The organism is Oryzomicrobium sp., assembly GCF_036820405.1.
Lineage (GTDB): Bacteria > Pseudomonadota > Gammaproteobacteria > Burkholderiales > Rhodocyclaceae > Oryzomicrobium.
On the sequence record NZ_DAISLS010000003.1, the window covers coordinates 113,343 to 136,511 of the forward strand.

Annotated in this window: 24 protein-coding genes, 1 other RNA gene and 1 riboswitch; of the genes, 16 read left to right on the forward strand and 9 right to left on the reverse strand. The window is 69.9% G+C overall.

Annotation, left to right across the window (positions count from 1 at the left end):
• The first annotated feature begins 75 nt into the window (after window positions 1-75).
• From V7Z98_RS03580 to V7Z98_RS03640, 13 genes are all read left to right on the forward strand, one after another.
• Window positions 76-735 (forward strand): DNA-3-methyladenine glycosylase family protein, encoded by a 660-nt coding sequence (locus tag V7Z98_RS03580; protein ID WP_334157019.1) that lies wholly within the window; start codon window positions 76-78, stop codon window positions 733-735.
• 13 nt (window positions 736-748) lie between these two features.
• Window positions 749-1,282, forward strand: a complete 534-nt coding sequence (locus V7Z98_RS03585; RefSeq protein ID WP_334157020.1) for a hypothetical protein — start codon at window positions 749-751, stop codon at window positions 1,280-1,282.
• Window positions 1,283-1,590: 308 nt separating this feature from the next.
• Window positions 1,591-2,496, forward strand: coding sequence for a helix-turn-helix domain-containing protein (locus V7Z98_RS03590; protein ID WP_293263190.1), 906 nt, complete (start codon window positions 1,591-1,593; stop codon window positions 2,494-2,496).
• A gap of 167 nt (window positions 2,497-2,663) precedes the next feature.
• Entirely contained in the window at window positions 2,664-4,349 is a 1,686-nt protein-coding gene (locus V7Z98_RS03595; protein ID WP_334157021.1) for a diguanylate cyclase domain-containing protein, read from the forward strand.
• Window positions 4,350-4,455: 106 nt separating this feature from the next.
• Window positions 4,456-5,250, forward strand: a complete 795-nt coding sequence (gene blaOXA / locus V7Z98_RS03600) for a class D beta-lactamase (RefSeq protein ID WP_334157022.1) — start codon at window positions 4,456-4,458, stop codon at window positions 5,248-5,250.
• A gap of 46 nt (window positions 5,251-5,296) precedes the next feature.
• Complete coding sequence (locus tag V7Z98_RS03605) at window positions 5,297-5,761, forward strand: RidA family protein (RefSeq protein WP_334157023.1); 465 nt, start codon at window positions 5,297-5,299, stop codon at window positions 5,759-5,761.
• A gap of 109 nt (window positions 5,762-5,870) precedes the next feature.
• Window positions 5,871-6,242: a DUF1304 domain-containing protein gene (locus V7Z98_RS03610; RefSeq protein WP_293263198.1), complete on the forward strand. Its 372-nt coding sequence runs from the start codon at window positions 5,871-5,873 to the stop codon at window positions 6,240-6,242.
• Between the two features lie 26 nt (window positions 6,243-6,268).
• Window positions 6,269-6,838 (forward strand): DJ-1/PfpI family protein, encoded by a 570-nt coding sequence (locus V7Z98_RS03615; protein WP_334157024.1) that lies wholly within the window; start codon window positions 6,269-6,271, stop codon window positions 6,836-6,838.
• 105 nt (window positions 6,839-6,943) lie between these two features.
• Window positions 6,944-7,291: a hypothetical protein gene (locus tag V7Z98_RS03620; RefSeq protein WP_334157025.1), complete on the forward strand. Its 348-nt coding sequence runs from the start codon at window positions 6,944-6,946 to the stop codon at window positions 7,289-7,291.
• Between the two features lie 79 nt (window positions 7,292-7,370).
• Window positions 7,371-7,874, forward strand: a complete 504-nt coding sequence (locus tag V7Z98_RS03625) for a DUF2938 domain-containing protein (protein ID WP_334157026.1) — start codon at window positions 7,371-7,373, stop codon at window positions 7,872-7,874.
• A gap of 34 nt (window positions 7,875-7,908) precedes the next feature.
• Window positions 7,909-8,247, forward strand: a complete 339-nt coding sequence (locus tag V7Z98_RS03630; RefSeq protein WP_293263206.1) for a tRNA-binding protein — start codon at window positions 7,909-7,911, stop codon at window positions 8,245-8,247.
• 10 nt (window positions 8,248-8,257) lie between these two features.
• Window positions 8,258-8,908, forward strand: a complete 651-nt coding sequence (locus tag V7Z98_RS03635) for a class I SAM-dependent methyltransferase (RefSeq protein ID WP_334157027.1) — start codon at window positions 8,258-8,260, stop codon at window positions 8,906-8,908.
• A gap of 41 nt (window positions 8,909-8,949) precedes the next feature.
• Window positions 8,950-9,552, forward strand: a complete 603-nt coding sequence (locus V7Z98_RS03640; protein WP_334157028.1) for a phosphatase PAP2 family protein — start codon at window positions 8,950-8,952, stop codon at window positions 9,550-9,552.
• 143 nt (window positions 9,553-9,695) lie between these two features.
• On the opposite strand, the gene pepN is transcribed toward V7Z98_RS03640, so the two are convergent.
• The 5 genes from pepN to V7Z98_RS03665 all read right to left on the reverse strand — a co-directional run bounded on the left by pepN (window position 9,696) and on the right by V7Z98_RS03665 (window position 17,493).
• Window positions 9,696-12,308, reverse strand: a complete 2,613-nt coding sequence (pepN, locus tag V7Z98_RS03645) for an aminopeptidase N (protein WP_334157029.1) — start codon at window positions 12,306-12,308, stop codon at window positions 9,696-9,698.
• A 151-nt stretch (window positions 12,309-12,459) separates the two neighbouring features.
• Window positions 12,460-13,884, reverse strand: coding sequence for an MBL fold metallo-hydrolase (locus V7Z98_RS03650; protein ID WP_334157030.1), 1,425 nt, complete (start codon window positions 13,882-13,884; stop codon window positions 12,460-12,462).
• A 165-nt stretch (window positions 13,885-14,049) separates the two neighbouring features.
• The gene (locus V7Z98_RS03655) at window positions 14,050-15,726 is read right to left on the reverse strand and encodes a cation acetate symporter (protein ID WP_293263216.1); all 1,677 of its coding nucleotides are present in this window, start codon (window positions 15,724-15,726) and stop codon (window positions 14,050-14,052) included.
• A 2-nt stretch (window positions 15,727-15,728) separates the two neighbouring features.
• Window positions 15,729-16,043 (reverse strand): DUF485 domain-containing protein, encoded by a 315-nt coding sequence (locus V7Z98_RS03660; protein ID WP_293263218.1) that lies wholly within the window; start codon window positions 16,041-16,043, stop codon window positions 15,729-15,731.
• A 484-nt stretch (window positions 16,044-16,527) separates the two neighbouring features.
• A complete protein-coding gene (locus tag V7Z98_RS03665; protein WP_293263220.1) occupies window positions 16,528-17,493 on the reverse strand; it encodes a LysR family transcriptional regulator in 966 nt (321 codons plus the stop codon).
• A 142-nt stretch (window positions 17,494-17,635) separates the two neighbouring features.
• On the opposite strand from V7Z98_RS03665, the gene V7Z98_RS03670 reads away from it, so the two are divergent.
• The gene (locus V7Z98_RS03670) at window positions 17,636-18,412 is read left to right on the forward strand and encodes a sulfite exporter TauE/SafE family protein (RefSeq protein ID WP_334157031.1); all 777 of its coding nucleotides are present in this window, start codon (window positions 17,636-17,638) and stop codon (window positions 18,410-18,412) included.
• Between the two features lie 2 nt (window positions 18,413-18,414).
• The gene (locus V7Z98_RS03675) at window positions 18,415-18,666 is read left to right on the forward strand and encodes a hypothetical protein (RefSeq protein WP_334157032.1); all 252 of its coding nucleotides are present in this window, start codon (window positions 18,415-18,417) and stop codon (window positions 18,664-18,666) included.
• A 25-nt stretch (window positions 18,667-18,691) separates the two neighbouring features.
• On the opposite strand, the gene V7Z98_RS03680 is transcribed toward V7Z98_RS03675, so the two are convergent.
• The 4 genes from V7Z98_RS03680 to V7Z98_RS03690 form a co-directional block, all read right to left on the reverse strand.
• Window positions 18,692-19,495, reverse strand: a complete 804-nt coding sequence (locus tag V7Z98_RS03680) for a sulfite exporter TauE/SafE family protein (RefSeq protein ID WP_293263226.1) — start codon at window positions 19,493-19,495, stop codon at window positions 18,692-18,694.
• A gap of 187 nt (window positions 19,496-19,682) precedes the next feature.
• A non-coding RNA gene (gene ssrS / locus V7Z98_RS17840) (6S RNA) lies at window positions 19,683-19,859 on the reverse strand.
• Window positions 19,860-19,871: 12 nt separating this feature from the next.
• Entirely contained in the window at window positions 19,872-20,285 is a 414-nt protein-coding gene (locus tag V7Z98_RS03685; protein ID WP_334157033.1) for a cell division protein ZapA, read from the reverse strand.
• 136 nt (window positions 20,286-20,421) lie between these two features.
• Entirely contained in the window at window positions 20,422-20,622 is a 201-nt protein-coding gene (locus tag V7Z98_RS03690; RefSeq protein WP_293263228.1) for a hypothetical protein, read from the reverse strand.
• A 172-nt stretch (window positions 20,623-20,794) separates the two neighbouring features.
• A riboswitch (cobalamin riboswitch) is annotated at window positions 20,795-21,017 on the forward strand.
• Between the two features lie 137 nt (window positions 21,018-21,154).
• Here V7Z98_RS03690 and V7Z98_RS03695 point away from each other — a divergent pair.
• Window positions 21,155-23,131 (forward strand): TonB-dependent receptor, encoded by a 1,977-nt coding sequence (locus V7Z98_RS03695; protein WP_334157034.1) that lies wholly within the window; start codon window positions 21,155-21,157, stop codon window positions 23,129-23,131.
• The last annotated feature ends 38 nt before the right edge of the window (window positions 23,132-23,169 follow it).

Here is a 23,169-nt window from a genome sequence, read left to right on the forward strand (position 1 = left end):
CAGCGCAAGAAACGGAGCGCCGCCGCGCCCCATGCCTGATAGGCTTGGCGCTCCCCGTCGCCGCCCTTGCCCTTCATGCCCCCCATCGCCCCTGAAAACCCTGTCCCCTACCGGGATGCCAGCGCCCACCTGGCCGGCGTGGATGCGGACTGGGCCTGGCTGGTGGCCACGGTGGGTCCCTGCACCCACGCCCCCAAACCGGCCCGGGAGCCCTACGAAGCCCTGATCCGCGCCGTGGCCTACCAGCAGCTGCACGTGCGCGCGGCGGACGCCATGGTCGCCCGCTTCCTCGCCCTCTTCCCGGAGGCGCCCTTCCCCACGCCCCAGCAGATCTTGGCCACCGCCCCCGAGGCGCTGCGGGCCTGCGGCTTCTCCACGCGCAAGGTCGCCACCATCCAGGCCCTCGCCGCCGGCGCCGCCAGCGGGCTGGTGCCCGGCCGGGAAGAAGCCCTGGCCCTGGAGGACGACGCCCTGGTGGCGCGCCTCACCGCCCTGCCCGGCATCGGCCGCTGGACCGTGGAAATGTTCCTGATCTACACCCTGGAGCGGCTCGACATCCTGCCGGTGGACGACTTCGGCGTGCGCGACGGCTACCGGCGCCTCAAGTCCCTGCCCGCCGCCCCGGGGCGGCGCGAACTGGCCGCCGCCGGCGACGCCCTGCGCCCCTACCGCACCATCGCCGCCTGGTACCTGTGGCGGGTGCCCAAGGACAAGACCCCGGCCGCCACCGCCTGACCGCACCACCCCCATGCCGCAGAACGCCTCCGCCCGATCCTCCCTGCTGCCGGTCTGGGCCGCCGCCCTGGCCTTCGCCGTCTCCCAGGCCAACCTGGCCCACCTGCTGGCGCCCCTTAACCCCAGCCTCTTCGCCCTGCAACTGGCCTTCACCCCCGACGCCTTCTGGTGGGTGATCGAGGCCTGGGGACCGGCCGGGGTGGCGGCCTACCGGGCCCATTTCCCCTACGACTTCCTCCACCCCTTCCTCTACGCTGCCTTCGGCTACCTGACGGCCACCCGCACCGCCCTGCTGCCCGGGCGCACGCCGGCCCTGGGCCGCGCCGCCCGCTGGGCCCTGCCCGTGGCCGGGCTGTGCGACCTGGCCGAAAACGCCCTGCACCTGCATCTGCTCGCCCTGGCGCTCGGGGCCGGCGGCGGGCTGGTGACCCTGTCCGGCACCTGTTCCCTGATCAAGTGGGGCCTGGCCGCCGCCTTCGCCCTGGCCCTGGGCTGGGGCGTGCTGCGCCACGGCGTCGCCCGCCTGGCCGGGGCGCGGCCAGGCTGACGGGTCCCCGCGACGCCCCAACCGACAAAAAAGGCACGGATCGTTCCGTGCCTTTTTTGTCGGGCGGCATTTTTTCACGGCGATTTTGATACGAACCTGGAAACTTCGGCACCAATCTTGAAGATATGCCGGGCGACTGCCGGCACCATGAACGCATTCCCCGGGCGGCCGTGAGCGCCCGCTGAAGCGCTGGCGCCGCGGCTCCGGGAGATTTGCTGGCCGTAGCACTCGGCGTTGCACTTTCAGGTGGTCGATCGATGGCGGATGCGCGTTTCCATGTTCCGCTCCCGGAAATTTCCCTTGCTCCCTTGTCCCATCCGGACGAATACAGCCGCGAACAGACCTGCTTCGAGGCCGGCGACGCCGTTACCGTCGTCAAGGACAGCGAGGGGCTGGGCTGGACCGACCTGTACGCCGTGGTCGCCGAGGAACGCCCCCACGTGGCGGTGCGCCGGGCGGTCCCAGCCCTGTGGTTCGCCGCCGCCCTGCGCGAATGGTCCCTGCACCGGCTCATCGGCGACCTGGAATACCGGGGCTCCGGCCCGGCCGGCCGGGTGACGGTCACCCCGCCCGGGGATTCGGTGCTGGACGTGATCGGCGCCCCCACCCTGGTGCTGCACGTGTTCCTGCGCGAAGACGTGCTGTTCGAAGTGGCCAGCCAGCTGTTCGCCGGACCGCCCCCCGAACCGGCGAGCCTGGGCGGCTTCGCCCTGGACGATCCGGGCCTGCTACAGCTCCTGCGGGCGGTCAAGCACGGCCTGTACGAATCCGTCCAAGGCGCCGGCCTGAAGATGGGCTACCTGTCCCGGGCCCTGGCCGCCCACGTGCTGCAACGCTCGCCCCAGGCCCCTGCCCTCAAGCCGCACCGGCGGCAATGGAAGGGGCACGGCCTGAGTTCGCGCCAGTTGCGCCTGGTGCTCGAATGCATCGAGGACAACCTGGGCCACAACATCACCATCAACGCCCTGTCCGCCCTGGCCGGCCTGAGCCGGGTGCAGTTCATCCGCCGCTTCAAGGTGTCGACTCGCATGACGCCCCACCAGTACGTGATCGAAACCCGGGTGCGCCGGGCCCGGCAGCTCCTGGTCGAAGGGCTGCTGCCCCTGGCCGACATCGCCGCCATCTGCGGCTTCTCCAGCCAGACCCATTTCAGCTCCACCTTCAAGCGCCTGGTCGGCACCTCGCCGGCGACCTACCGACGCATGATCGGCTGATGCCAAGCGGCATCGCCGGGCCGCCCGGCCGTCCGGTTGAGGTGCAGCCAATGCCCCCGGCCCACGCGCTTTTACGAATGTTGAAAAACGCGCACCAATCTTGAATACAGCGGCGGCCACGGCCGCTACCTTATCCAGGCGACATTGCCGCACGACCGACCGACGCGATGTTCTCCCCGATGTTCTCCTCCATTCCCCCCACCCAGCCTCCGCCCCCGCCGCCCAAGACGCACCCCCACGCCGACGAGCGCCTGTTCATCCGCTGCCTCTACCTGGTGGCCGCCCTCATCGCCCTGGTGGCGGCCCTGTCCTTCCACAGCATCTCCCGCCTGGAGGACGATGCCCGCCACGCCGCTCGCAGCCATGAGCGGATCGCCCTGCTGCGGAACATGCTTGCAGCCCTGGACGAGGCCGCCAGCGCCGGCCTGGCCCGCGCCTTGGCCGGGGACGCGGCGCCGGACCCCGAACGGCGGCCGGAACGCATCCTGGAACGGACCTTCCGCCGCCTCGCCGAACTGGCGCCCGACGAATCGGCCCAGGGCGGGCGCTTGGCGAAGGTCGCCGCCCTGCTCGGTGCACACACCACGGCCCCGGCACCCGACCTGGGCCCGGCGGGCCGCTGGGCGCCCCTGGCGGACAGCGCGGCGCCCGCCATCCGCCAGGCCGTCGGCGACATGCTCGACGCCGAGCAGCGCGCCCTGGCCGACCGGCGCGGCGCCGCCGGCCGCGACAGCCAGCGGGCCCTGATGGCGGTGGCCGGCGGCGCCCTGCTGTCGATCGGCATCGCCGCCACGGCCATCGTCCTGGTCCGCCGCGACTTCGCCGGCAGCCGCCGGGCCCATGCCGCCCTGGTGGACGCCAACGACCTGCTCGACCGCCGGGTGGCCGAACGCACCGCCGAACTGCGCTCGGCCAATGCCCGGCTGGAACTGGCCGACGCGGTGTTCCGCAACGTCCAGGAAAGCATCGCCATCACCGACCTGGATTTCCACATCCTGGCGGTGAACCCGGCCTTCAGCCGGATCACCGAATACAGCGCGGCAGACGTCATCGGCCACCATCTGGGCCAGTTCCAGTGCGGCGGCGAGGATCAGGACGCCTGCCGGGAAATGTGGCAGGCCGTCCGTGCCGCCGGCGCCTGGCAAGGCGAGATCTGGAGCCGCCGGCGCAACGGCGACGTGTACCAGGAATGGCTGAGCGTCAGCGCCATCCGCGACGGCTCCGGGCAACCCCTCTATTACATCGGCGTGGGGGTGGACCTGACCCGGATGCAGCACGCCAAGTCGCACCTGGAATTTTTGGCCCACCACGACCCCCTGACCGGCCTGCCCAACCGGCTGCTGCTCAATTCGCGCCTGGCCCATTCGATCGAGCGGGCGCGGCGCGACGCCACCCTGTGCGCCGTCCTGTTCCTCGACCTGGACGGCTTCAAGCCGGTGAACGACACCCTGGGCCACGCCACCGGCGACGAACTGCTGAAGCGGGTGGCCCGCCGCATCGGCGCTCGGCTGCGCGACACCGACACCCTCGCCCGCCTGGGCGGGGACGAATTCGTGGTGGTGCTGGAAGACCTCCCGGACGAGAGCGTCGCCGCGGCGGTGGCGGGCAGCCTGGTGCGCCAGCTCGAACCGCCCTTCGACCTGTACATGGATGGGGGCAGCGCAATCCAGATCGGCGTCAGCATCGGCGTGAGCCTCTACCCCGGCCACGGCGCCCACCCGGACGCCCTGCTGCGGGCCGCCGACGCCGCCCTGTACGCCGCCAAGCGGGCCGGCAAGGGCACCTGGCGCTTCGCCGGCGGCGGCGGGCCCGCCGCTCCCCATCCTGCCGGCATCGGCATATCCGCCGATTGAAACGGCGCGGCCGCCCCGGTAGGCTGGCGGCCCACGGTGCTTTGCGCACCCCTGCTGTCCACGTTCCACTTCCGCCCCCCCGCGTCCGCTGCGCGGCGCCCCCATCATGAAAAAACTCTTCGTCCTACTGCTGTCCCTGCTCGCCCTGCCACTCCACGCCAGCGACTGGCAGGACGACCCGCGCCTGGCGGCGGCCTTCGCCCGGGCCGGCCTGGTCGGCACCTTCGTCGTCTATGACGTGGCCGCCGACCGGCTGATCGGCCACGACCGGGCCCGGGCCGAAACCCGCTTCATTCCCGCCTCCACCTTCAAGATTCCCAACAGCCTGATCGGCCTGGACAGCGGCACCGTTGCCAGCGTGGACCAGGCGCTGCCCTACGGCGGCAAGCCCCAGTGGAACAAGGCCTGGGAAAAGGACATGGGGCTGCGCGAGGCGATCAAGGTGTCCAACTTCCCGGTGTACCAGGAGCTGGCCCGGCGCACCGGCCTGGCCCGCATGCAGGCCGGCGTGAAGGCCCTGGGCTACGGCAACGGCGAGATCGGCACCGCGGTGGACCGTTTCTGGGTCGACGGCACCCTGACCATCAGCGCCGTGGAACAGACCCGCTTCCTGGCCCGGCTGGCCCGGGGCGAGTTGCCCGTTTCCCGGCAGGCCCAGGCCGACGTGCGCGAGATCACCCTGCTGGAGAGCGGCCCGGGCTGGTCCCTGCACGCCAAGACCGGCTGGAGCGACGCCTCCCGCCCGGACCTGGGCTGGTGGGTGGGCTGGGTGGAAAAAGGCGGCCGGGTGTATGCCTTCGCCCTGAACATCGACATGCCCCCCAAGCCGGCCCTGGACGGCGCCCTCAAGGCCCGCATCGGCCTGGGGCGTGAATGCCTGGGCATTCTGGGCATCCTCTGAGTCCCCCCTCACCCCTCTCCAACCGGCAACCCATGGGAGCCCCGCGATGAGCGCAGAACAACGGTTTGCGGATCTCGGCCTGGTACTGCCGCCGGTGAGCCCGCCGGCGGGCAATTACACGACGGCGGTGCGCACGGGGAACCTGCTGTTCATCTCCGGGAAAGCCCCCCTGCCGGTCGACGGCACGCCGCCGAAAGGCAAGCTGGGGCGCGACTATTCGGCTGCCGAGGGCTACGGGCTGGCCCGCTCCGCCTGCCTGGACCTGATCGCCGTGATCCGGAGCAAGCTCGGTTCCCTGGACGCGGTCGCCCAGATCGTGGAGCTGCACGGCGCCCTCAACGCGGTGCCCGAGTTCGAGGAACACGCCCAGGTGCTGGATGGCGCCTCGGACCTGCTCGCCGCGGTCTTCGGCCCCGCCTGCGGCCACGCGCGCTCGGTGATCGGCGTCAGCTCACTGCGCAACGGCGTGCCGCTGACGTTGAAGGCCATCGTCGAGGTCAAACCGGACTAACGGGAAATCCTGCGGCGGATGGCAGGTGGCGGGCGCCGGGCCCAGGCCCGCGCTACCATGACGGGTGGGATGCCCGCCCCGGCATCGCCCCTCCCAGGAGAACGGCACCATGCACACCCTCGCAGCCCTCGCCACGGCGGCCGTCGCCCTGCTGCACCTTTACTTCCTGGTGCTGGAAATGTTCCTGTGGGACACGCCCCGGGGCCGCCGGACATTCGGCCTGACGCCGGAATTTTCCGCCGCCTCGAAGGCGCTGGCCGCCAACCAGGGCCTGTACAACGGCTTCCTGGCCGCCGGCCTGGCCTGGGGCCTGCTGCTCGGGCCGGAAGGCACGGCCGTCAAGACCTTCTTCCTGGGCTGCGTCGTCGTCGCCGGCGTGTTCGGCGCCGCCACGGCCAGCCGCAAGATCCTGTTCGTCCAGGCGCTCCCCGGCGCCATCGCCCTGGCCCTGGTGCTGCTCGCGGCCCGGGCCGCCCCGTGAACCGCCTACTGGAAAGGCTCCCGCTCATGAAATGCGCCCTGGTCGTCTTCGACCGCATGACCAGCCTGGACTTCATCGGCTTCTACGATCCCCTCACCCGGCTGAAGACGATGCAGTTCATGGCGGACCTGGACTGGCACGTCTGCGCCACGACGCCCGTCGTCACCGACGACCGGGGCCTGCGCCTGGAGGCCGACCGGGTCGGCCAGTCCCTGGCGGGCTACGACCTGCTGTTCGTCCCAGGCGGCTTCGGCACCCGGCAGTTGCAACACGATGGGGCGTTCATGGATTGGCTCGGCACCGCCCGGGACGCGCCCCTCAAGGTCTCGGTCTGCACCGGCGCCCTGCTGCTCGGCGCCGCAGGCTTCCTGCGCGGCCTGGCCGCCACCACCCACCCCTCGGCCTTCTCCGAGCTGGCCCCCTACTGCGCCACGGTGGCCGATGCCCGGGTGGTGGACAGCGGCGCCGTAATCACCGCCCGGGGCGTCACCTCGGCCATCGACCTGGGCCTGCACCTGGTCGAGCGCCTGGCCGGCCACAACGCCCGGGAACGGATCGCGGCGCAGATGGATTACCCCTACCGCTGGCAGCCCTGACCTTGCGCGCCGCCCGCGCCCAGCGCTCACACGCTCACAAACCGTTACTGGCCGCGGCCCGCGCCGCCGGCCAGAATCCCGCCCTGGCTTGAATCCCCCTATCCCATGAGCACGGTCACCCTCGCCCCCTACGTCAGCGCCATCCTCCGCCGGACCGGCCCCCACGCCGTGCGCGAAGCGGCGGTGGAGCGCAGCGCCTGGCAGGACCAGGGGGTGGAGGTGCGCCGCGAGGTCACCACCTACCGCTTCGCCGACGGCGCGGTGATCCGGCGCACGGTGGAAGAGGACGATTTTCCCGACGGCCTGGCCTGCGCCGAATGCTGGATCACCTACGAGGTGCTCGACCACGGCGCCGCCGGCGCACCGATCCGGCCGGCCCGGCAGGTGTTCGAGAACGCCTGCCGGGAATCCTTCTGGCTGGCCTACCACAGCGCCGACCCAGCCTCGGCCTGACCCGGGGCGCCGGAGCCGGCGCCTCCCGCCCCCTGCGGACGGTCCACCCGCGCCCCCACGTATCCACGCAAAGCAGACCATGCACGACTGGCCCACGTTGCTTCTTTCCTCCCTCCTCATCGGCATCGGCGCCACGGCGGTCATGGACGTCTACGCCTGGGCGATGAAACGCCTGTTCGCCATTCCGTCCCTGGATTACGCCCTGGTGGGGCGCTGGATCGGCCACCTGCCCCAGGGACGGCTGATCCATGCCGGCATCGCCGCATCCGCGCCGGTGGCGGGAGAACGGGCCATCGGCTGGGGCGCCCACTACGCCATCGGCGTCGCCTTCGCCGGAGCGCTGCTGGCAGTGTGCGGGGTGGAATGGGCCCGGGCCCCCACCTTCGGCCCGGCCCTCGCCACCGGGCTGGTGACCGTGGCCGCCCCCTTCCTCATCCTGCAACCGGGCATGGGCGCCGGCATCGCCGCGGCGAAGACGCCCCGGCCCGGCGTGGCCCGGCTGCGCAGCCTGCTCGCCCATGGGGCCTTCGGAGTCGGCCTGTACCTGTCCGCCGCTCTCCTGGCGGCCCTGGGCGCTTTATGAAACCACCATTCGAGCAGAACACGAGAACCACGCCATGCAAGAAATCAGCTGGGACGACTTCACCAAGGTGGAATTGCGCGTCGGCCGCGTCGTCGCCGCCGAGGTGTTCAAGGAGGCACGCAAGCCGGCCTACGTGCTGCAAGTGGATTTCGGCCCCGAACTGGGGGTGAAGAAATCCAGCGCCCAGATCACCCACCTGTACCGCCCCGAGGACCTGGTCGGCAAACAGGTGGTGGCGGTGGTGAACTTCCCCAAGAAGCAGATCGGCCCCCTCATGTCCGAATGCCTGGTCACCGGCTTCCACAACGAAAACGGCGAAGTGGCCCTGTGCGTGCCGGACCGGCCGGTGCCCCTGGGCACCCGGCTGCTGTAAGGGCGGAACCATGGAATCCGCCAGCCTCCCGCTCTTCGCCGCTGCCGCCCTGGCCGCGTTGCTGGCCGGCGCCCTGCTCTGGCGGCTCGCCTCGCGCCGCCATGCCCTGCCCTGCCCGGTGTGGCTGCGCTGGCTGGTGGAGCTGGACAACCCATTCACCCGTACCAATCGGGCGGCGTTCATCGTGGACTGCCTGGCGCCGGAGCCGGGCATGGCGGTGCTCGACGCCGGCTGCGGGCCGGGGCGGGTCACCGTGCCCCTGGCCCGGCGGGTCGGCCCGTCCGGATCGGTAACCGCCGTGGACCTCCAGGCCGGCATGCTCGCCCGGGCCGAGGCCAAGGCCCGGGCCGCCGGCCTTGGCAACGTGGCCTTCGTGCAGGCCGGGCTGGGCGAGGGCCGGCTGGAACGGAACCGTTTCCACCGGGCGGCCCTGGTGACGGTGCTGGGGGAAATCCCCCAGCGGGAACGGGCCCTGGCGGAGATTTTCGCCGCCCTGCGGCCCGGGGGCCTGCTGGCCGTGGCCGAGGTGGTCTTCGACCCCCACTTCCAGCGCCGCAGCACCGTGGACCGGCTGGCGGCCGAGGCCGGCTTCGTCCTGGCGGCGCGCCACGGCAACGCCATCGCCTACGTGGCCCTGTACCGCAAGCCGGACGGGGCCTGAGCCATGGCCGCCGGCCTGCCGCGCCCCGCCGGGAACGCACGATGCTGATGCACCTGCTCTACGACTGGGGCGGCCTCAACCGGGAGCTGTTCGCCGCCATCAACGGCCTGCGCGGCCCGGTGCTGGACACCCTGATGCTCGCCGGCACCCGGCTGGGCAGTGCCTGGAACGCGGGCTGGATCGCCCTCGGGCTGGCGCTGCTGCTGGCCTGCCGGCGCCTGGCGCCCCAAACTACGCTCACGGCCCGATTGCCCGAGGCCCGCACCCTGGCGCGGCTGCTGCGCGTCTTCGTCGTGGCCAGCGTCCTGGCCCTGATCCTGGTCAGCGCCGCCAAGCACGGCTTCGACATGCCCCGCCCGGCGGCGGCCCTGCCCCCAGGCAGCGTGGCGGTGCTGGCCCCCACCGTCGAGCCCTACAGCCTGCCCAGCGGCCATTCCACCTTCGCCATGCTGGTGGCCGTGGTGTTCTGGCCGGCCTGCCCGCGCCGCTGGCGTGCTGCCCTGGCCCTGGGCGCCCTGTGGGTGGGCATCTCGCGCGTCAGCGTCGGCGCCCATTTTCCGGCGGACGTGGTGGCGGGCTACCTGTGCGGCGCGGCCTGCGCCGGGCTGGCGGCCCGGCTGGTGCCGCCAGCCCGGGGCGATTGACCTCCCCCGTCAAACCCCGCGCCAGTAGGGCATCTCCAGACAGGCGTCCGTAAAGACAAGGCGGGGCGCGGCGCTTCACGGCCATGCCGTGGAACGCCGCGCCCCGCCTTGTGTTCAGCGATGGGCCGGTTTGATCGCTGCGTTCAGCCCAGAGCGCGCATGACGATTTCGCCCACATCCCGGGACAGGCCCGGGTGGTCGCGCAGGCTTTCCAGGGCGGCCTTGGCGTGGGCCTGGCGGCCGGCGTCGAACTTCTTCCAGCGGTCGAAGCAGCGGGCCAGGCGCGAAGCCACCTGGGGATTGCGCGCGTCCAGGGCCTTGATCTGTTCGGCAAAGAAGGCGTAGCCGCTGCCGTCGGCGGCGTGGAAGCGCACCAGGTTGGCGCCGAAGGTGCGCAGCAGGGCGTACACCTTGTTGGGATTGCCCAGGTCGAAGGCCGGGTGGGCGGTCAGGCGCTTCACCGTGGCCAAGGTGTCGGGCAGGCGGCTGCCGGCCTGCACCGCCAGCCACTTGTCGACGACCAGGGCCTCGCCCTGCCAGCGCTGGTAGAAGTCGGCCAGGGCGGCCTCGCGGGCCGGGCCGGCGGCGGCATTGGCGTTGGCCAGGGCCGCCAGGGCGGCGAACTGGTCGGTCATGTTGTCGGCGCCGGCGTACTGGTCCTGGGCGCGCTGGCGCTCGGCCGGCGCGTCGAGTTCGAGCAGGTAGCCCAGGCAGACGTTGCGCAGGGCGCGGCGGCCGGCCTGGTCGGCGCTCGGCGCGTAGGGGCCACGGGGAGCCAGGGCGGCGTAGGCGGCGGCGAATTCGCCGTGCAGGGCTTCGGCCAGGTGGCGGCGCAGGCCGTTGCGGGCGGCGTGCAGGGCGTCCGGATTCACCTCGTCGAGTAGCTCGGCCAGGGTGGCTTCGCCGGGCAGGGTGAGGGCTTCGGCGACGAAGGCGGCGCCCCGGGCTTCGTAACCGGCCAGCAGGGTGCGGGCGGCGGCGGTGAAGCTTTCCGGCCACACCGGGGCGCGGCCGGCGGCAATGGCGGCGGTGGCCTCCAGGATCAGGCCGGTGGCCAGGCGCTGGCCGGCCTCCCAGGCGTTAAAGGGATCGGACTCGGCCGCCAGCAGCAGGGTCAGCTCGGCTGGGGTGTAGGGGTAGTCGAGCAGCACCGGGGCGGAGAAGTCGCGCAGCAGCGAGGGCACCGGGGCGCTGGCCACGTTCTCGAAGGCGAAGGTCTGGGTGGTTTCAGAAAGCAGCAGGGTGCGGCTGTGGCCTTCCAGCTCCTGGCCTTGAGCGTCGAACAGGGCGACCCGGATCGGGATCAGGTAGGGCGCGTTGTCGCTGGCCTTGGGGTTGGATTGGGTAAAGGTCAGGGTGTAGCGCCGGGCCAGGGCGTCGTAGGCGGAGGCAGCCGTGACCCGGGGGGTGCCCGGTTCCCGGTACCAGCGCATGAACTGGGTGAAATCGAAACCCGAGGCGGCCGCCATGGCGGCGACGAAGTCGTCGCAGGTCACCGCCTGGCCGTCGTGGCGGCGGAAGTATTCGTCCATGCCGGCGCGAAAGCCGTCGCGGCCGATCAGGGTCTGGATCATGCGAACCACTTCCGCGCCTTTTTCATAGACGGTGGCGGTGTAGAAGTTGTTGATCTCGATGTAGGAGGCCGGGCGCACCGGGTGGGCCATGGGGCCGGCGTCCTCGGGGAACTGGGCGGCGCGCAGGCCGCGCACTTCGCGGATGCGGGCCACGTCCCGGTTGTGGGTGTCAGCGCCGAATTCCTGGTCGCGGAAGACGGTGAGGCCCTCTTTCAGGGACAGCTGGAACCAGTCGCGGCAGGTGACCCGGTTGCCGGTCCAGTTATGGAAGTACTCGTGGGCCACCACCCGGTCGATGTTCTCGAAATCCACGTCGGTGGCCACATCGGGCCGGGCCAGCACGTACTTGGTGTTGAAGATGTTGAGGCCCTTGTTCTCCATGGCCCCCATGTTGAAGTCGCCCACGGCGACGATCATGTAATGGTCCAGGTCGCACTCCAGGCCGAAGCGGCCCTCGTCCCAGGCCATCGACTTCTTCAGCGCTTCCATGGCGTGGGGGCACTGGTCGAGCTTGCCCGGCTCGACGTAGATGGCCAGCTGCACGGTGCGGCCGGAGGCGGTGGCGAAGGTATCGCGCAGCACGTCGAGCTTGGCGGCGACCATGGCGAACAGGTAGCAGGGCTTCTTGAACGGGTCTTCCCAGGTGGCGTAGTGGCGGCCGTCGGCCTCGTCGCCCTGGGCCACCGGGTTGCCGTTGGCGAGCAGCACCGGGTAGGCGGCCTTGTCGGCGTGCAGGGTGACGGTGAAGCGGGCCATCACGTCGGGGCGGTCGGCGAACCAGGTGATGCGGCGGAAGCCCTGGGCCTCGCACTGGGTGAAGTAGCCGTCCTTGGAACGGTAGAAGCCGGACAGCTGGGTGTTGGCGTCGGGCTGGATGCGCACCCGGGTGCGCAGGGTGAAGCGCGCCGGCAGGTTGGCGACGGTCAGGGTCTCGGTGCCGAGCTGGTAGGCATCGGCCGGCAGCGCCTGGCCGTCCACGGCCACCTCCAGGGTTTCCAGTTCCTCGCCGTCGAGGACCAGGGGAGCGTCGGGGGCGGTTCCGGCGTTGCGCACGCAGGCCAGGGTGGCGGTGACCACCGTGCCGTCGGCGCGCAGGTCCACGTCCAGGTGCACGGTGTCGATCAGGTAGGCCGGCGGAGTGTAGTCGGCCAGCAGGATGGGGGCGGGGGTTTCGCTGCGCATGGGGGCATTCCTGAAGCGGGGCGCGCCCGGTCGGTCCGGGCGGCGTGGGAGCGAAGCGCGGGCGCGGCGGCATCGGCCGGGCCCGGCGCGGGGACCGGGCCATTTTACCCCCGGGCGGAACGGGGGCCAGGGCCGCCCCCGCCCGGCGCCGTCAACAGGGGTAGGCCACGTCCCGCTCGGGCAGGGCCACGTGCTTCCAGCCCAGCCGCTCGTGCATCACCTCGGCCAGCCGGGCCGAAGCCTCGGGTTCGCCGTGCACCACGAACACCTGGCCGGGCGCGGCGGCGAAGCCCTTGAGCCAGGCCAGCAGGCCGCCCTGGTCGGCGTGGGCGGACAGGCCGCCCAGGGTGTGCACCGAGGCGTTGACCGGCACCTCCTGGCCGAACAGGCGCACGGTGCGGGCCTTTTCCACCAGCATCCGGCCGGTGGTGCCGTGGGCCTGGAAGCCGGTGATGATCACCGCGTTCTGCCGGTAGGGCAGGTTGTTGACCAGGTGGTGCAGCACCCGGCCGCCTTCGCACATGCCGCTGGCGGAAACGATGATGGCGCCGCCGCGGATCTGGTTGAGGGCCTTCGATTCCTCCACGTCGCTGACCAGCTTGAGGCGCAGGGCCTCCGGGTGGGCCTCGTGCCAGGCGAGCATTTCCTGGGCGTCCTCTTCCAGGGCGTCGCGGAAGTGGGCGGTGAGCTGGGTGACCGCCGTGGCCATGGGCGAATCGATGAAGACGTTGAGGTGGGGCAGGCGCTTTTCCCGCACCAGCTGGGCGAGCAGCAGCAGCACCTCCTGGGTGCGGCCCACGGCGAAGGCGGGGATGACGATGTTGCCGCCGTGACGTAGGGTGTGGCCGACCACCTCGACCAGCTCGTCCCGGGTCTGGTCCATGGTCTTGTGCAGGCGGTCGCCGTAGGTGGATTCGATCACCAGCACGTCGGCCGAGGCCACCAGTTCCGGCGGCGGAGTAAGGGGACAGCCGGCGTGGCCCAGGTCGCCGGAGAACACCAGGCGGCGGGTCTTGGGCGGGCTTACCTGATCCACCGCCACGTCGATGGCGGCGATGGCCGAGCCGAGGATGTGGCCGGCGTCGTGGAAGCGCATCAGGATGCCGGGCACCGGCTGGAAGGTGAGGCCATAGTCGAAGGTGCGCACCTGGGCCAGGCAGGCCTGGACCTCTTCCTGGCCGTACAGCACCTCGGGCAGCTCGCCGCGCCAACGTCCCTTGGCCTGGCGCCGCTCGGCCCGTTCCCGGTCGGCCTGCTGCAGGTGGGCCGAGTCGGGCAGCAAAATCTTGAGCAGTTCCCGGGTAGCCGGGGTGGTGTAGATCGGCCCGGAAAAGCCGGCGGCGCACAGCCGCGGCAGCAGGCCGCTGTGGTCCAGGTGGGCGTGGGTGAGGACGACGAAATCGAGGCTGGCTGGGTCGAAGGCGAAGGGCCGCTCGTTCTTTTCCCGGGCATCGCGGCCGCCCTGGAACAGGCCGCAATCCACCAGGAAGCGGCGCGCCTCGCCGGCCACCGTGCCTTCGCAAAGGTGCTGGGAGCCGGTCACCTCCCCCGCCGCACCGAGAAACCTGATCTGCATGTTGCCTCCCTTGTTTGCTGACGGTATGGGATCGAGGCTATGCCGGTCGGCGTCTGCTTTCAAGGGCGGCGGCGCCGGGGTTTGCGCCCCGTCAACGCAAACGCCCCGGGCGAACCCGGGGCGCTGCGTGCTGCGCAATGCTTGACGCTTGAGGATGCCGGGGCGTCAGTGGTTCGACGCAGAGGCGGCGCCCAGGCCGGTCTGGGCCCGGACGTACTGGTCGGCGAAGCGTTCCTGCTCTTCCTTGGCGCGCACGCTGGAGTCGGTGACCGAACCCAGCCAGGCGAAGAAGAAGGCCACCGGCATGGAGAACAGGGCCGGCTGGTCGTAGGGGAAGAGGGGCGCGGCGTTGCCGAGCACCGCCACCCACACGGACTTGGACAGCACCACCAGGGCCACGGCGGTGGCCAGGCCGATGTAGCCGCCGAGCAGGGCGCCCCGGGTGGTCAGGCCCTTCCAGTACATGGAGAGGATCAGCACCGGGAAGTTGGCCGATGCGGCGATGCCGAAGGCCAGGCCGACCATGAAGGCCACGTTCTGCTTTTCGAACAGGATGCTCAGGGTCACGCCGATCACGCCCAGCACCAGGGTGGCGAACTTGGAGATGCGGATCTCGGAAGCCTCGCTGGCCTTGCCCTTCATGATCACCCGGGCGTAGAGGTCGTGGGAGATGGCCGAGGCGCCGGCCAGGGCCAGGCCCGAGACCACCGCCAGGATGGTGGCGAAGGCCACGGCGGCGAGGAAGCCGAGCAGCAGGTTGCCGCCCACGGCCTTGGCCAGGTGCATGGCGATCATGTTGCCGCCGCCGACGATCTTGCCGCCGATGCTGCCGCCCTCGAAGAACTGGGGATCGGTGCCGACGATGATGATGGCGGTCATGCCCATCAGGAAGATCACGTTGAAGAAGTAGGCGATGAAGCCGGAGGCGTAGAGCACCGACTTGCGCGCTTCCTTGGCGTCGGTCACGGTGAAGAAGCGCATCAGGATATGGGGCAGGCCGGCGGTGCCGAACATCAGGCCCAGGCTCATCGAGATGGCGGTGACCGGATCGGCCAGCAGGCTGCCCGGGAACATCAGGCGGGTGCCGTTCTTGTGCACTTCCATGGCCTTGTTGACCAGGTTCTCGTAGGAGAAGCCGAAGTGGTTCATGGCCAGCAGCATCACCAGGGTGCCGCCGGCGAGCAGCATGCAGGCCTTGATGATCTGCACCCAGGTGGTGGCGATCATGCCGCCCACGGTGACGTAGACCATCATCAGGGCGCCCACCACCAGCACGGCGGTGGTGTAGTCCAGGCCGAACAGCAGCTTGATCAGCTGGCCGGCGCCGACCATCTGGGCAATCAGGTAGAAGCACACCACGATCAGGGACGACACGGCGGCCATGGTGCGCACCTTGCCCTGGTCGAGCCGGTACGAGGTGATGTCGGCGAAGGTGAAGCGGCCCAGGTTGCGCAGGCGCTCGGCCATCAGGAACAGGATCAGGGGCCAGCCGACGAAGAACGCAGTCATGTACACGTAGCCGTCGAAGCCCTGGGTGTAGACCATGGCGGTCAGGCCGAGCAGGGTGGCCGCGGACATGTAGTCGCCGGCGATCGCCAGGCCGTTCTGGAAGCCGGTGATGCCGCCGCCGGCGGTGTAGAAGTCGGCCGCCGACTTGGTACGGTTGGCCGCCCAGTAGGTGATGCCCAGGGTCATCAGCACGAAGACGAAGAACATGCCGATGGCGTGGATATTGAGGGGCTGCTTCTCGGCCACCGCCTCGACGGCGGGACCGGCCACGGCCAGGCCGCTGGCCAGGGCCGCGGCGAACAGACAGGAGAGACGGGCGAAGAGTCGGGTCATGGTCACAGCTCCTGGGCCTGACGCACGATGGTCGTGGTCATTTCGTCGAACTCGCCGTTGGCGCGCTTCACGTAGACGGCGGTGAGCACCCAGAACAGCACGAAGATGGTGAAGCCGCCGGCCATGCCTACGGTCACCGCCGAACCGGCGGCCACGGGCTGACCGAGCAGTTCCGGAGCGAAGGCCACCAGCATGATGAAGCCGTAGAACAGCACGAACACCAGTGCCGACAGCAGCCAGGCGAAGCGGCTGCGCCGCGCCACCAGCTGGACGAACTGCGGATTGTTGCGGATACGCTCGTAGACCTTGGCGGTCATGACGTCTCTCCCTCGTTACTTATATGAAAAATTATTGCTGCGCCGCACTTATAACATATAGAAGAGTTGACGTGTACACATAATTATTGATTTTGTAATCCATGTCGCAAACAGGAAAAACTAGAAATGGCTAATTAAACGGGTAGCTACGGCAAAAACCATTGCCGAATAGCATTTATCGTAATTCGTTTTACTTATTGTAAATTTTGTTCGCAGTGTGCTTTGGCAGTATCTGTTCTTGCCGCAAAACACTTGCAAACCAAGGCACTAGGGCGACATCTGCGGTGCCGGCATGGCCGCCAACGGCAATTTGCTGCGCCGCACAACAAAAGAGGCAAGCCCGGGCCAGCGGGCGCGCGCCCAGGCGGACGGCCGCTTTGGCCCGGACAGGGCGTGAATGGGCCGCGCTGACCCGTTCCCCGCGCTTAGGGCGGTGAACGGCGGGGAAGGCAAAAGGGAGGAGAAGGCTCGGGCGGAGCCGCGCTCACGCCGGCGGACGGCCCGCCAGCGCCTCGGCCAGACGGGCCGCGTAGGCCGGCAGGGCGGCGTCGCGGCGGCGGCAGAGCAGCAGGCGGCGGCTCGCCCAGGCATCCCCCAGGGGGCGCCAGCCCAGGGTTCCGGCGTGGCGCCGGGCAGCGCTCTCGGGCACCACGGCGACCCCCACCCGGGCTGCCACCAACCGGCAGATGGCGTCGAAGCCGCTCACCCGCACCCGATAGCACAGATGCTGGCCGGCGCGCCGGGCATGGTCCGCCAGATAGTCCTGGAGGGCGCTGGCTCCGGCCAGGCCGACGAAATCCCAGGCCAGGGTGGCGGCAAAGGGCAGCGGGGAAAGGAGAGCGGCCGGGGCACTATCGGGCATCTCCGTCGGCGCCGACGATGGGGATTCGCCCCCCGCCGGTTCGGCCGCCGCCGCCAGAAGCGCGTGCCCGAGCGGCGCCACCAGCACCAGCCGGTCGTCGTGGATGGGGGTGGTGGCCAGATCGCCGGTATCCACTGCGTCCGAAACGATGCCCAGGTCGGCCAGCCCCTCGGCCAGGGCGGCGACGATGGCGGCGCTGGAGCGCTCCTCCGCCTCCACGTCGATGGAGGGGTGGGCGGCGAGGAAGTCCCCCAGGGCCTGGGGCAGGAATTCGCTCAGGGCGGCGGTGTTGCACAACAGCCGCACCCGACCCTTCAGCCCCCGGGCGAATTCCCCCAGTTCGGCGCTCAGGTGGTCGAGCTGGCGCTCCATCAGCCGGGCGTGGTGGGCCAGGGCCAGGCCGGCGGCGGTGGGGACGGCACCGCGCCGGGTGCGCTCCAGCAGGGGCGTGCCGAGGCGGGTTTCCAGCCCCCGGATGCGGGCGCTGGCCGAGGCCAGCGACAGGTGGCTGCGGACGGCTCCGGCGGTGATGCTGCCGGCCTCCACCACACTCAGGAAAATCCGAAGGTCGGTGAGATCGAAACGCATGGTGCCTCCCTGATCGCAAGAAGGGGCGCGGACCTTGAGCGCGACGGCTGGACGGCGGCGGACCCAGCCTTCGGAAAATCCGAAGGCTGGGTCAGTGTATCCCACATTTTCAGCCCCCCATCGCCCCGCCATACTGCCGGCCATGACCCTCGATCTCGCCCTCTCCGGCTCCCACCTCGCCGCCTCCGTGGCCCTCATCGCCACGGCCTTCCTCCTCGCCGGACTGGTCAAGGGGGTGATCGGCCTGGGCCTGCCCACCGTTGCCATGGCCCTGCTCGGGCAGGTGATGACGCCCCTGGAGGCCGCCGCCCTGCTGGTGGTGCCGTCCCTGGTGACCAACCTCTGGCAGCTCGCCCAGGGGCCGCGCCTCGGCGCCCTGGCGCGGCGGCTGGCGACGATGCTGGCGGGCATCTGCCTGGGCACCTGGCTCGGCATGGCCGGCCTGGCGGCCCTTGGGCCCGGCCACGGCCCGGGTCAGGCCAGCGGCCCCCTGGGGATCGCCCTGATGGTCTACGCCCTGCTCGGCCTGAGCGCCTGGCAGCCCCGGGTGCCGGCCCGGTTTGAACCCTGGCTGTCGCCCCTGATGGGCCTGCTGACCGGCATGAGCACCGCCGCCACCGGCATCTTCGCCCTGCCCGCCGTGCCCTTCCTGCAAGCCCTGGCCCTGGATCGGGACGATCTGGTACAGGCCCTGGGCCTGGCCTTCACCGTCTCCACCGTCGCCCTGGCCGCCGGCCTCTTCGGCCAAGGCGCCCTGCGCCCCGGCGTGGGCGGCCTCTCCCTGTTCTGCCTGGCCCCGGCCCTGGCCGGCATGGCCCTCGGCCAGCGCCTGCGCCACCGGCTCTCGCCCTGGGTCTTTCGCCGCTGCTTCTTCATCGGCCTGCTCGGCCTGGGCGCCCACCTGGCCTGGCGCGGCTGACCATGGCCGGCGCCGGCGGGGGGAACGACGGTTCCCGGGAGGCCCTGGCCCGGGCCGCCGCCCTGCTCGAAGAGGTGCAGTCCCGCCTGATCGCCCTGGAAGCCCTGGCCGCCCTGGTGGCGGCGGAGGCCGGCGCTGCGGAGGAGGTCGATCCCCGCCTCTTCCTCTGCTTTCACCTCAGTCGCGGGCTGGCCGAAAAAGCCGACGCCGCCCGGGCGCTGATCAGCACGCGGGCGGCGTCGCAGGAAGCCTAGCCGGACGAACCGGCTGGAACTGGGTTCAGCTCGTCAGCAGGCTGTGCAGCATCTTGGTGGCGAGCAGGGCGAGGAAGCCGCCGAAGGCGCGCTTCAACTGCTTCACCGGCAGCTTATGGGCCAGCTTGGCGCCCAGGGGCGCCACCAGCACGCTCATGGCGACGATGCCGACCAGGGCGGGCAGGTAGATGTAGCCCAGGTGCCCGCTGGGCAGGCCCTGGTCGTCGCCGCCGGCCAGGATGTAGCCGATCATGCCGGCCAGGGCGATGGGGAAGCCCAGGGCCGACGAGGTACCCACCGCCTGGTGGATGGCCACATTACAGAAGAGCATGAAGGGAATCGACAGGAAACCGCCGCCGGCCGCCACCAGGCTGGAGACGATGCCGATGCCGGTGCCCACCAAAAACAGAGCGACACGGCCGGGCAGCTGGCGGTGGGGCTTCGGTTTGAAGTCCAGCATCATCTGGGCCGAGGCGTAATAGACGATCACGGTGAACACCATCACCAGGGGCCGGGTCGGCACCAGGCCGGACAAGAGGGAGCCGCCGAAGGTGCCGAGCACCAGGCCCGGGGCCAGGGTGGCAACGATGTCCCAGCGCACCGCCCCGTGCTTGTGGTGAGCGCGCATGCTGGAGATCGAGGTGAACACGATGGTGGCCATGGAGGTGCCCAGGGCCAGGTGCATGACGTGCTCGGCCGGGAAGCCCTGGGCCTTGAACAGCATGAACAGGATCGGCACCAGAGTCAGGCCGCCGCCGACGCCGAACAGGCCGGCGATGAAGCCGGCGAAAATGCCGAGGAGGGGATAGCTCAACAGCCACCAGTCCATGACGGGTCCTTTGGGTTGGGGGTACGTTAGTCGTTGGTTTTATGCTTATTTTTCCGCCCGGCCGACCCCGCCGGAAACGCTGGCGGACCCACCCGGGGGAGACGGCGGCCGCCCGCCGGGGCTCCAGAAAAGGAAACGGCGCGGTGAAGCCGCCTTGCAGCGTTTCAACGCGCCGTGTCCAGTATTACTGGCCCCCGCAGGTGTCGTTTCGGCCGGCATCTCGAACCCGGAGGTTCAGAGTGGTCGCTTACCGACCGGCATCTGGTACGTCGCAAGGACGCGCACTTTGCCGGCACTGGATGGGCAACCTAAGCCCATACTTGGTTCAGAGAATCTATGGCCGTCACGGGCACCGCAGGGGACACCCGGCGGAGGACTAGAACAAGGAGTCGGACCGGGGCGGTGCCGCATCGGCGGAAGAATCCGCCTTGCCCCGGAGCGCCTCGTCCAGCTTGGCCTCCATGGCACCGATTCTACGCTGAAAGTCAGGGGTGTCAAAACCCCCTTCGCTCCCCTCGCCGACCGCGGCGAAAACCGCGCCGGGCGCCGCTTCCGGCGCGCTCGGGCGGCGGCGCAGGGACAGCAGTTCGTGGGCCAGGTTGAGGGCGGCCATCACCGCCACCCGCTCGGCGCCGCCGGAGCGGCTGCGGGCAGTGATCTCCTTGACCTGCTCGTCCACCAGGGCGACGGCGGCGAGCAGGGCCTCCCGCTCGTCGGGCGGGCAGGCGACCCGGTATTCCCGGCCGAGGAGTTGCACGTCGAGGAAATTGGACTCGGCGCTCATGGTCATGGACCTTTGCTGGCTAGTTCGAGGGGGAAGGGTGGAGTACGGAAATTCGGGAATGCGCAGAGCGGCTCGGAGCCCGGCAGTCGCAAGCGGATCACGGATCGCGCCGCAAGACCCGCGCACCGGCACCGCCGGCGGCTTACTTGCCGTCCTCGGGTACCCGGGCGAGCAGGCCTTCCACCCGCGTCCGGGCCGCCGCCATGCGGGCGGCCAGATCGGCGTTGCGCGCTTCCGCCGCCGCCAGCTGCGCCTTGAGGGCGGCGTTCTCGCCGCGCAGGGCCTGACACAGGCCGACCACTTGGTCGACCTTGCTTTCGAGGGTGGCGAGGTGGTTCTCCATGGCGCGCACTATAGAGGCGCAATCTCTTCCCGGTCAAGGAGTAAGCGTCGGATTTGAAGGTGTTTTGTGGCTTCGCGCCGCCGCCCCGCGCCTTGCTCCCGCCCCCTCCGGCGGGGTATTCTCCGCCCTCGCCGTCGCCCCGCAACCGGCTGCCACGCCCTTGCTAACGACGACGATTTTTTCCTTGCCAGGTGCCGCAGGCGAATCCTTCGCCGCGGTTAAACGGGAAACAGGTGCGTCCGACCCCAGGTCGGCAAGGCCTGTGCTGCCCCCGCAACGGTAAGCGAGCAGTCGCCCCACACAGCCACTGGGTTCATCGCCTGGGAAGGCGGGGCGGCGCGCCGGAGGATTCCGGCCTCGCGAGCCCGGATACCGGCCTGCCGGGAACACCAGCGGAAGTGCTGCGGGAGGCGGCATGGCGCGTGGACTCCCGCCCTGCCGGCCGGTCCTGCGCCGGCGACTCCCTTGCGCTGATCAAGAACGGCCACGGCCTGCGGGGACGCATGTGCGTGGCGACAAAGGGAGTCTCACCATGTCCAGTCCCATCCTCCGGGCCGCCATTTGCGCCCTTCCCGCCAGCCTGAGCCTGATCGCCGGCACCGTCCGGGCCGATGACGAAATCCTCTCCCCCGTGGTAGTCACCGCCACCCGCTTCGCCACGCCGGACCCGCGCATTCCCGCTAACATCAGCGTCATCACCAAGGAAGACATCCGCAACACCCCGGGCCTGAGCCTGCCCGACGTGCTGGCCACCCGGGCGGGGGTCAATGTAGTTCCTCTTTATGGCCCTTTAGGTATTGATGCCACAGTGGATATTGGTGGCTTTGGCGCCACGGCCACCAGCAACACCCTGATTCTGGTCGATGGCCAGCGCATCAATCCTCTGGACTCAGGCAGCATCGTCTGGTCCGCGATTCCCCTTGCCAGCATCGAACGCATCGAGATCATGCGGGGCTCAGGCACCGTGCTTTATGGCGACGGCGCCAGCGGCGGCGTCATCAATATCATCACCGACAAATCGGGCAAGCCGGGTGGCTCGGTGACCGCCACCCTGGGCAGCTACAACTTCCGCGGCCTGGATGCCAGCGTCGCCACCGGTAACGACCGCGCTTACTTCAACCTGTTCGCCCGCTATGCCGACACGGACGGTTACCGCCACAACAACTGGCAGGACCAGCAGACGGCCAGCGGCCGGGCCGGATTGAAGCTGGAACGAGGTGAAATCTTCACTGACTACGCCGTCTACAAAGAGGCATCCGGCCTGCCTGGCAACCTGCTGAGCGCGGGGTATCGGACCAATCCGCGCAACGCCACAACGCCTAACGACAATCAATTCCGCGACGGCTACCGACTCCGGCCCGGATTCAGCTACGGGCTGACCGATGCGCTCACCCTCGAAGGTGAAGTCTCTGTCGAACAGCAAAACCTGCATTCGAACTACTACGCCAGCAATTACATCAGCGACCGCAACCGCGACATGGTGTCGTTCACCCCGCGCCTGCGCTGGCGCCACGGCTTAGGTCGCCTGGACAGTGAAACCGTTGTCGGCATGGATTATTACGATGGCAAGGTAGGCGCCCAGAACCAGGGGGGGCCCAATCAGAATGCCCGCCAGACCAGCACGGCCTTCTATTTCCAGAACAGCACCGATCTGATTTCGCGCCTCAGCCTCACCTTGGGCGGCAGAACCCAACGCGTGCGTCAATCGGCAAGCCAGGACGCCTATCCGGCCTGGTTCCAGCCGGCCGTGAACGGCTCGGCCACCCGCACCCGCAACGCCTACGACATTGGTCTGGCCTACGCCGGCGACGGTTGGCGCGTCTATGGCAAGACCGGCACCACCTTCCGCTTTGCCAACCTGGACGAACTGTTCGGCTACGACAACGTGCTGCTTCGCCCTGTCTTTGCCGGCAACCTGCGCCCCCAGCACGGCACGATCCAGGAGGTTGGCGGCAGCCTCAAATCCGGTGCCTGGAGCGGCCGCCTGTCCCTCTCCCGTCTCGATCTGACCGATGAAATCGGCTACGACGCCGGCACGGGCGCCAACGCCAACTTCTCACCCACCCGGCGTGACAGCGCCAACCTGGAAGTGGAATGGCAGGCCACCGAGCGCTGGTCCAGCCGCCTAGCCTACTCCTATCTGGATGCCACTTTCCGCAGCGGCTCTTACGCCGGAAAAACCGTGCCCCTGGCCGCCCGCGACCAGGCATCCCTGCAAGTGACGTGGAAGGGCGGACAGATCGGCACCTATACTGCGGCAGCGCGCTACGTGGGCGACCGCCCCTATGGCAGCGATTTCACTAACACCCAGAGCCGCCTGGCAGGCTACACCACCCTGGACCTGCAAGGCGCCTGGAAGATCGATCGCTGGACGGTCACCGCCAAGCTGCTCAACGCGCTGGACAAGAAGTACGCGCCGTTCGCGGGCTACTCTTCATTCAAGCACGACACCTACTACTACCCCGCCGACGGCCGCACCGCCTACGTCTCGGCCCGCTACGACTTCTAGTCCGGGGCATAATCCGCGCTGCCCGAGCCAATCCCCTC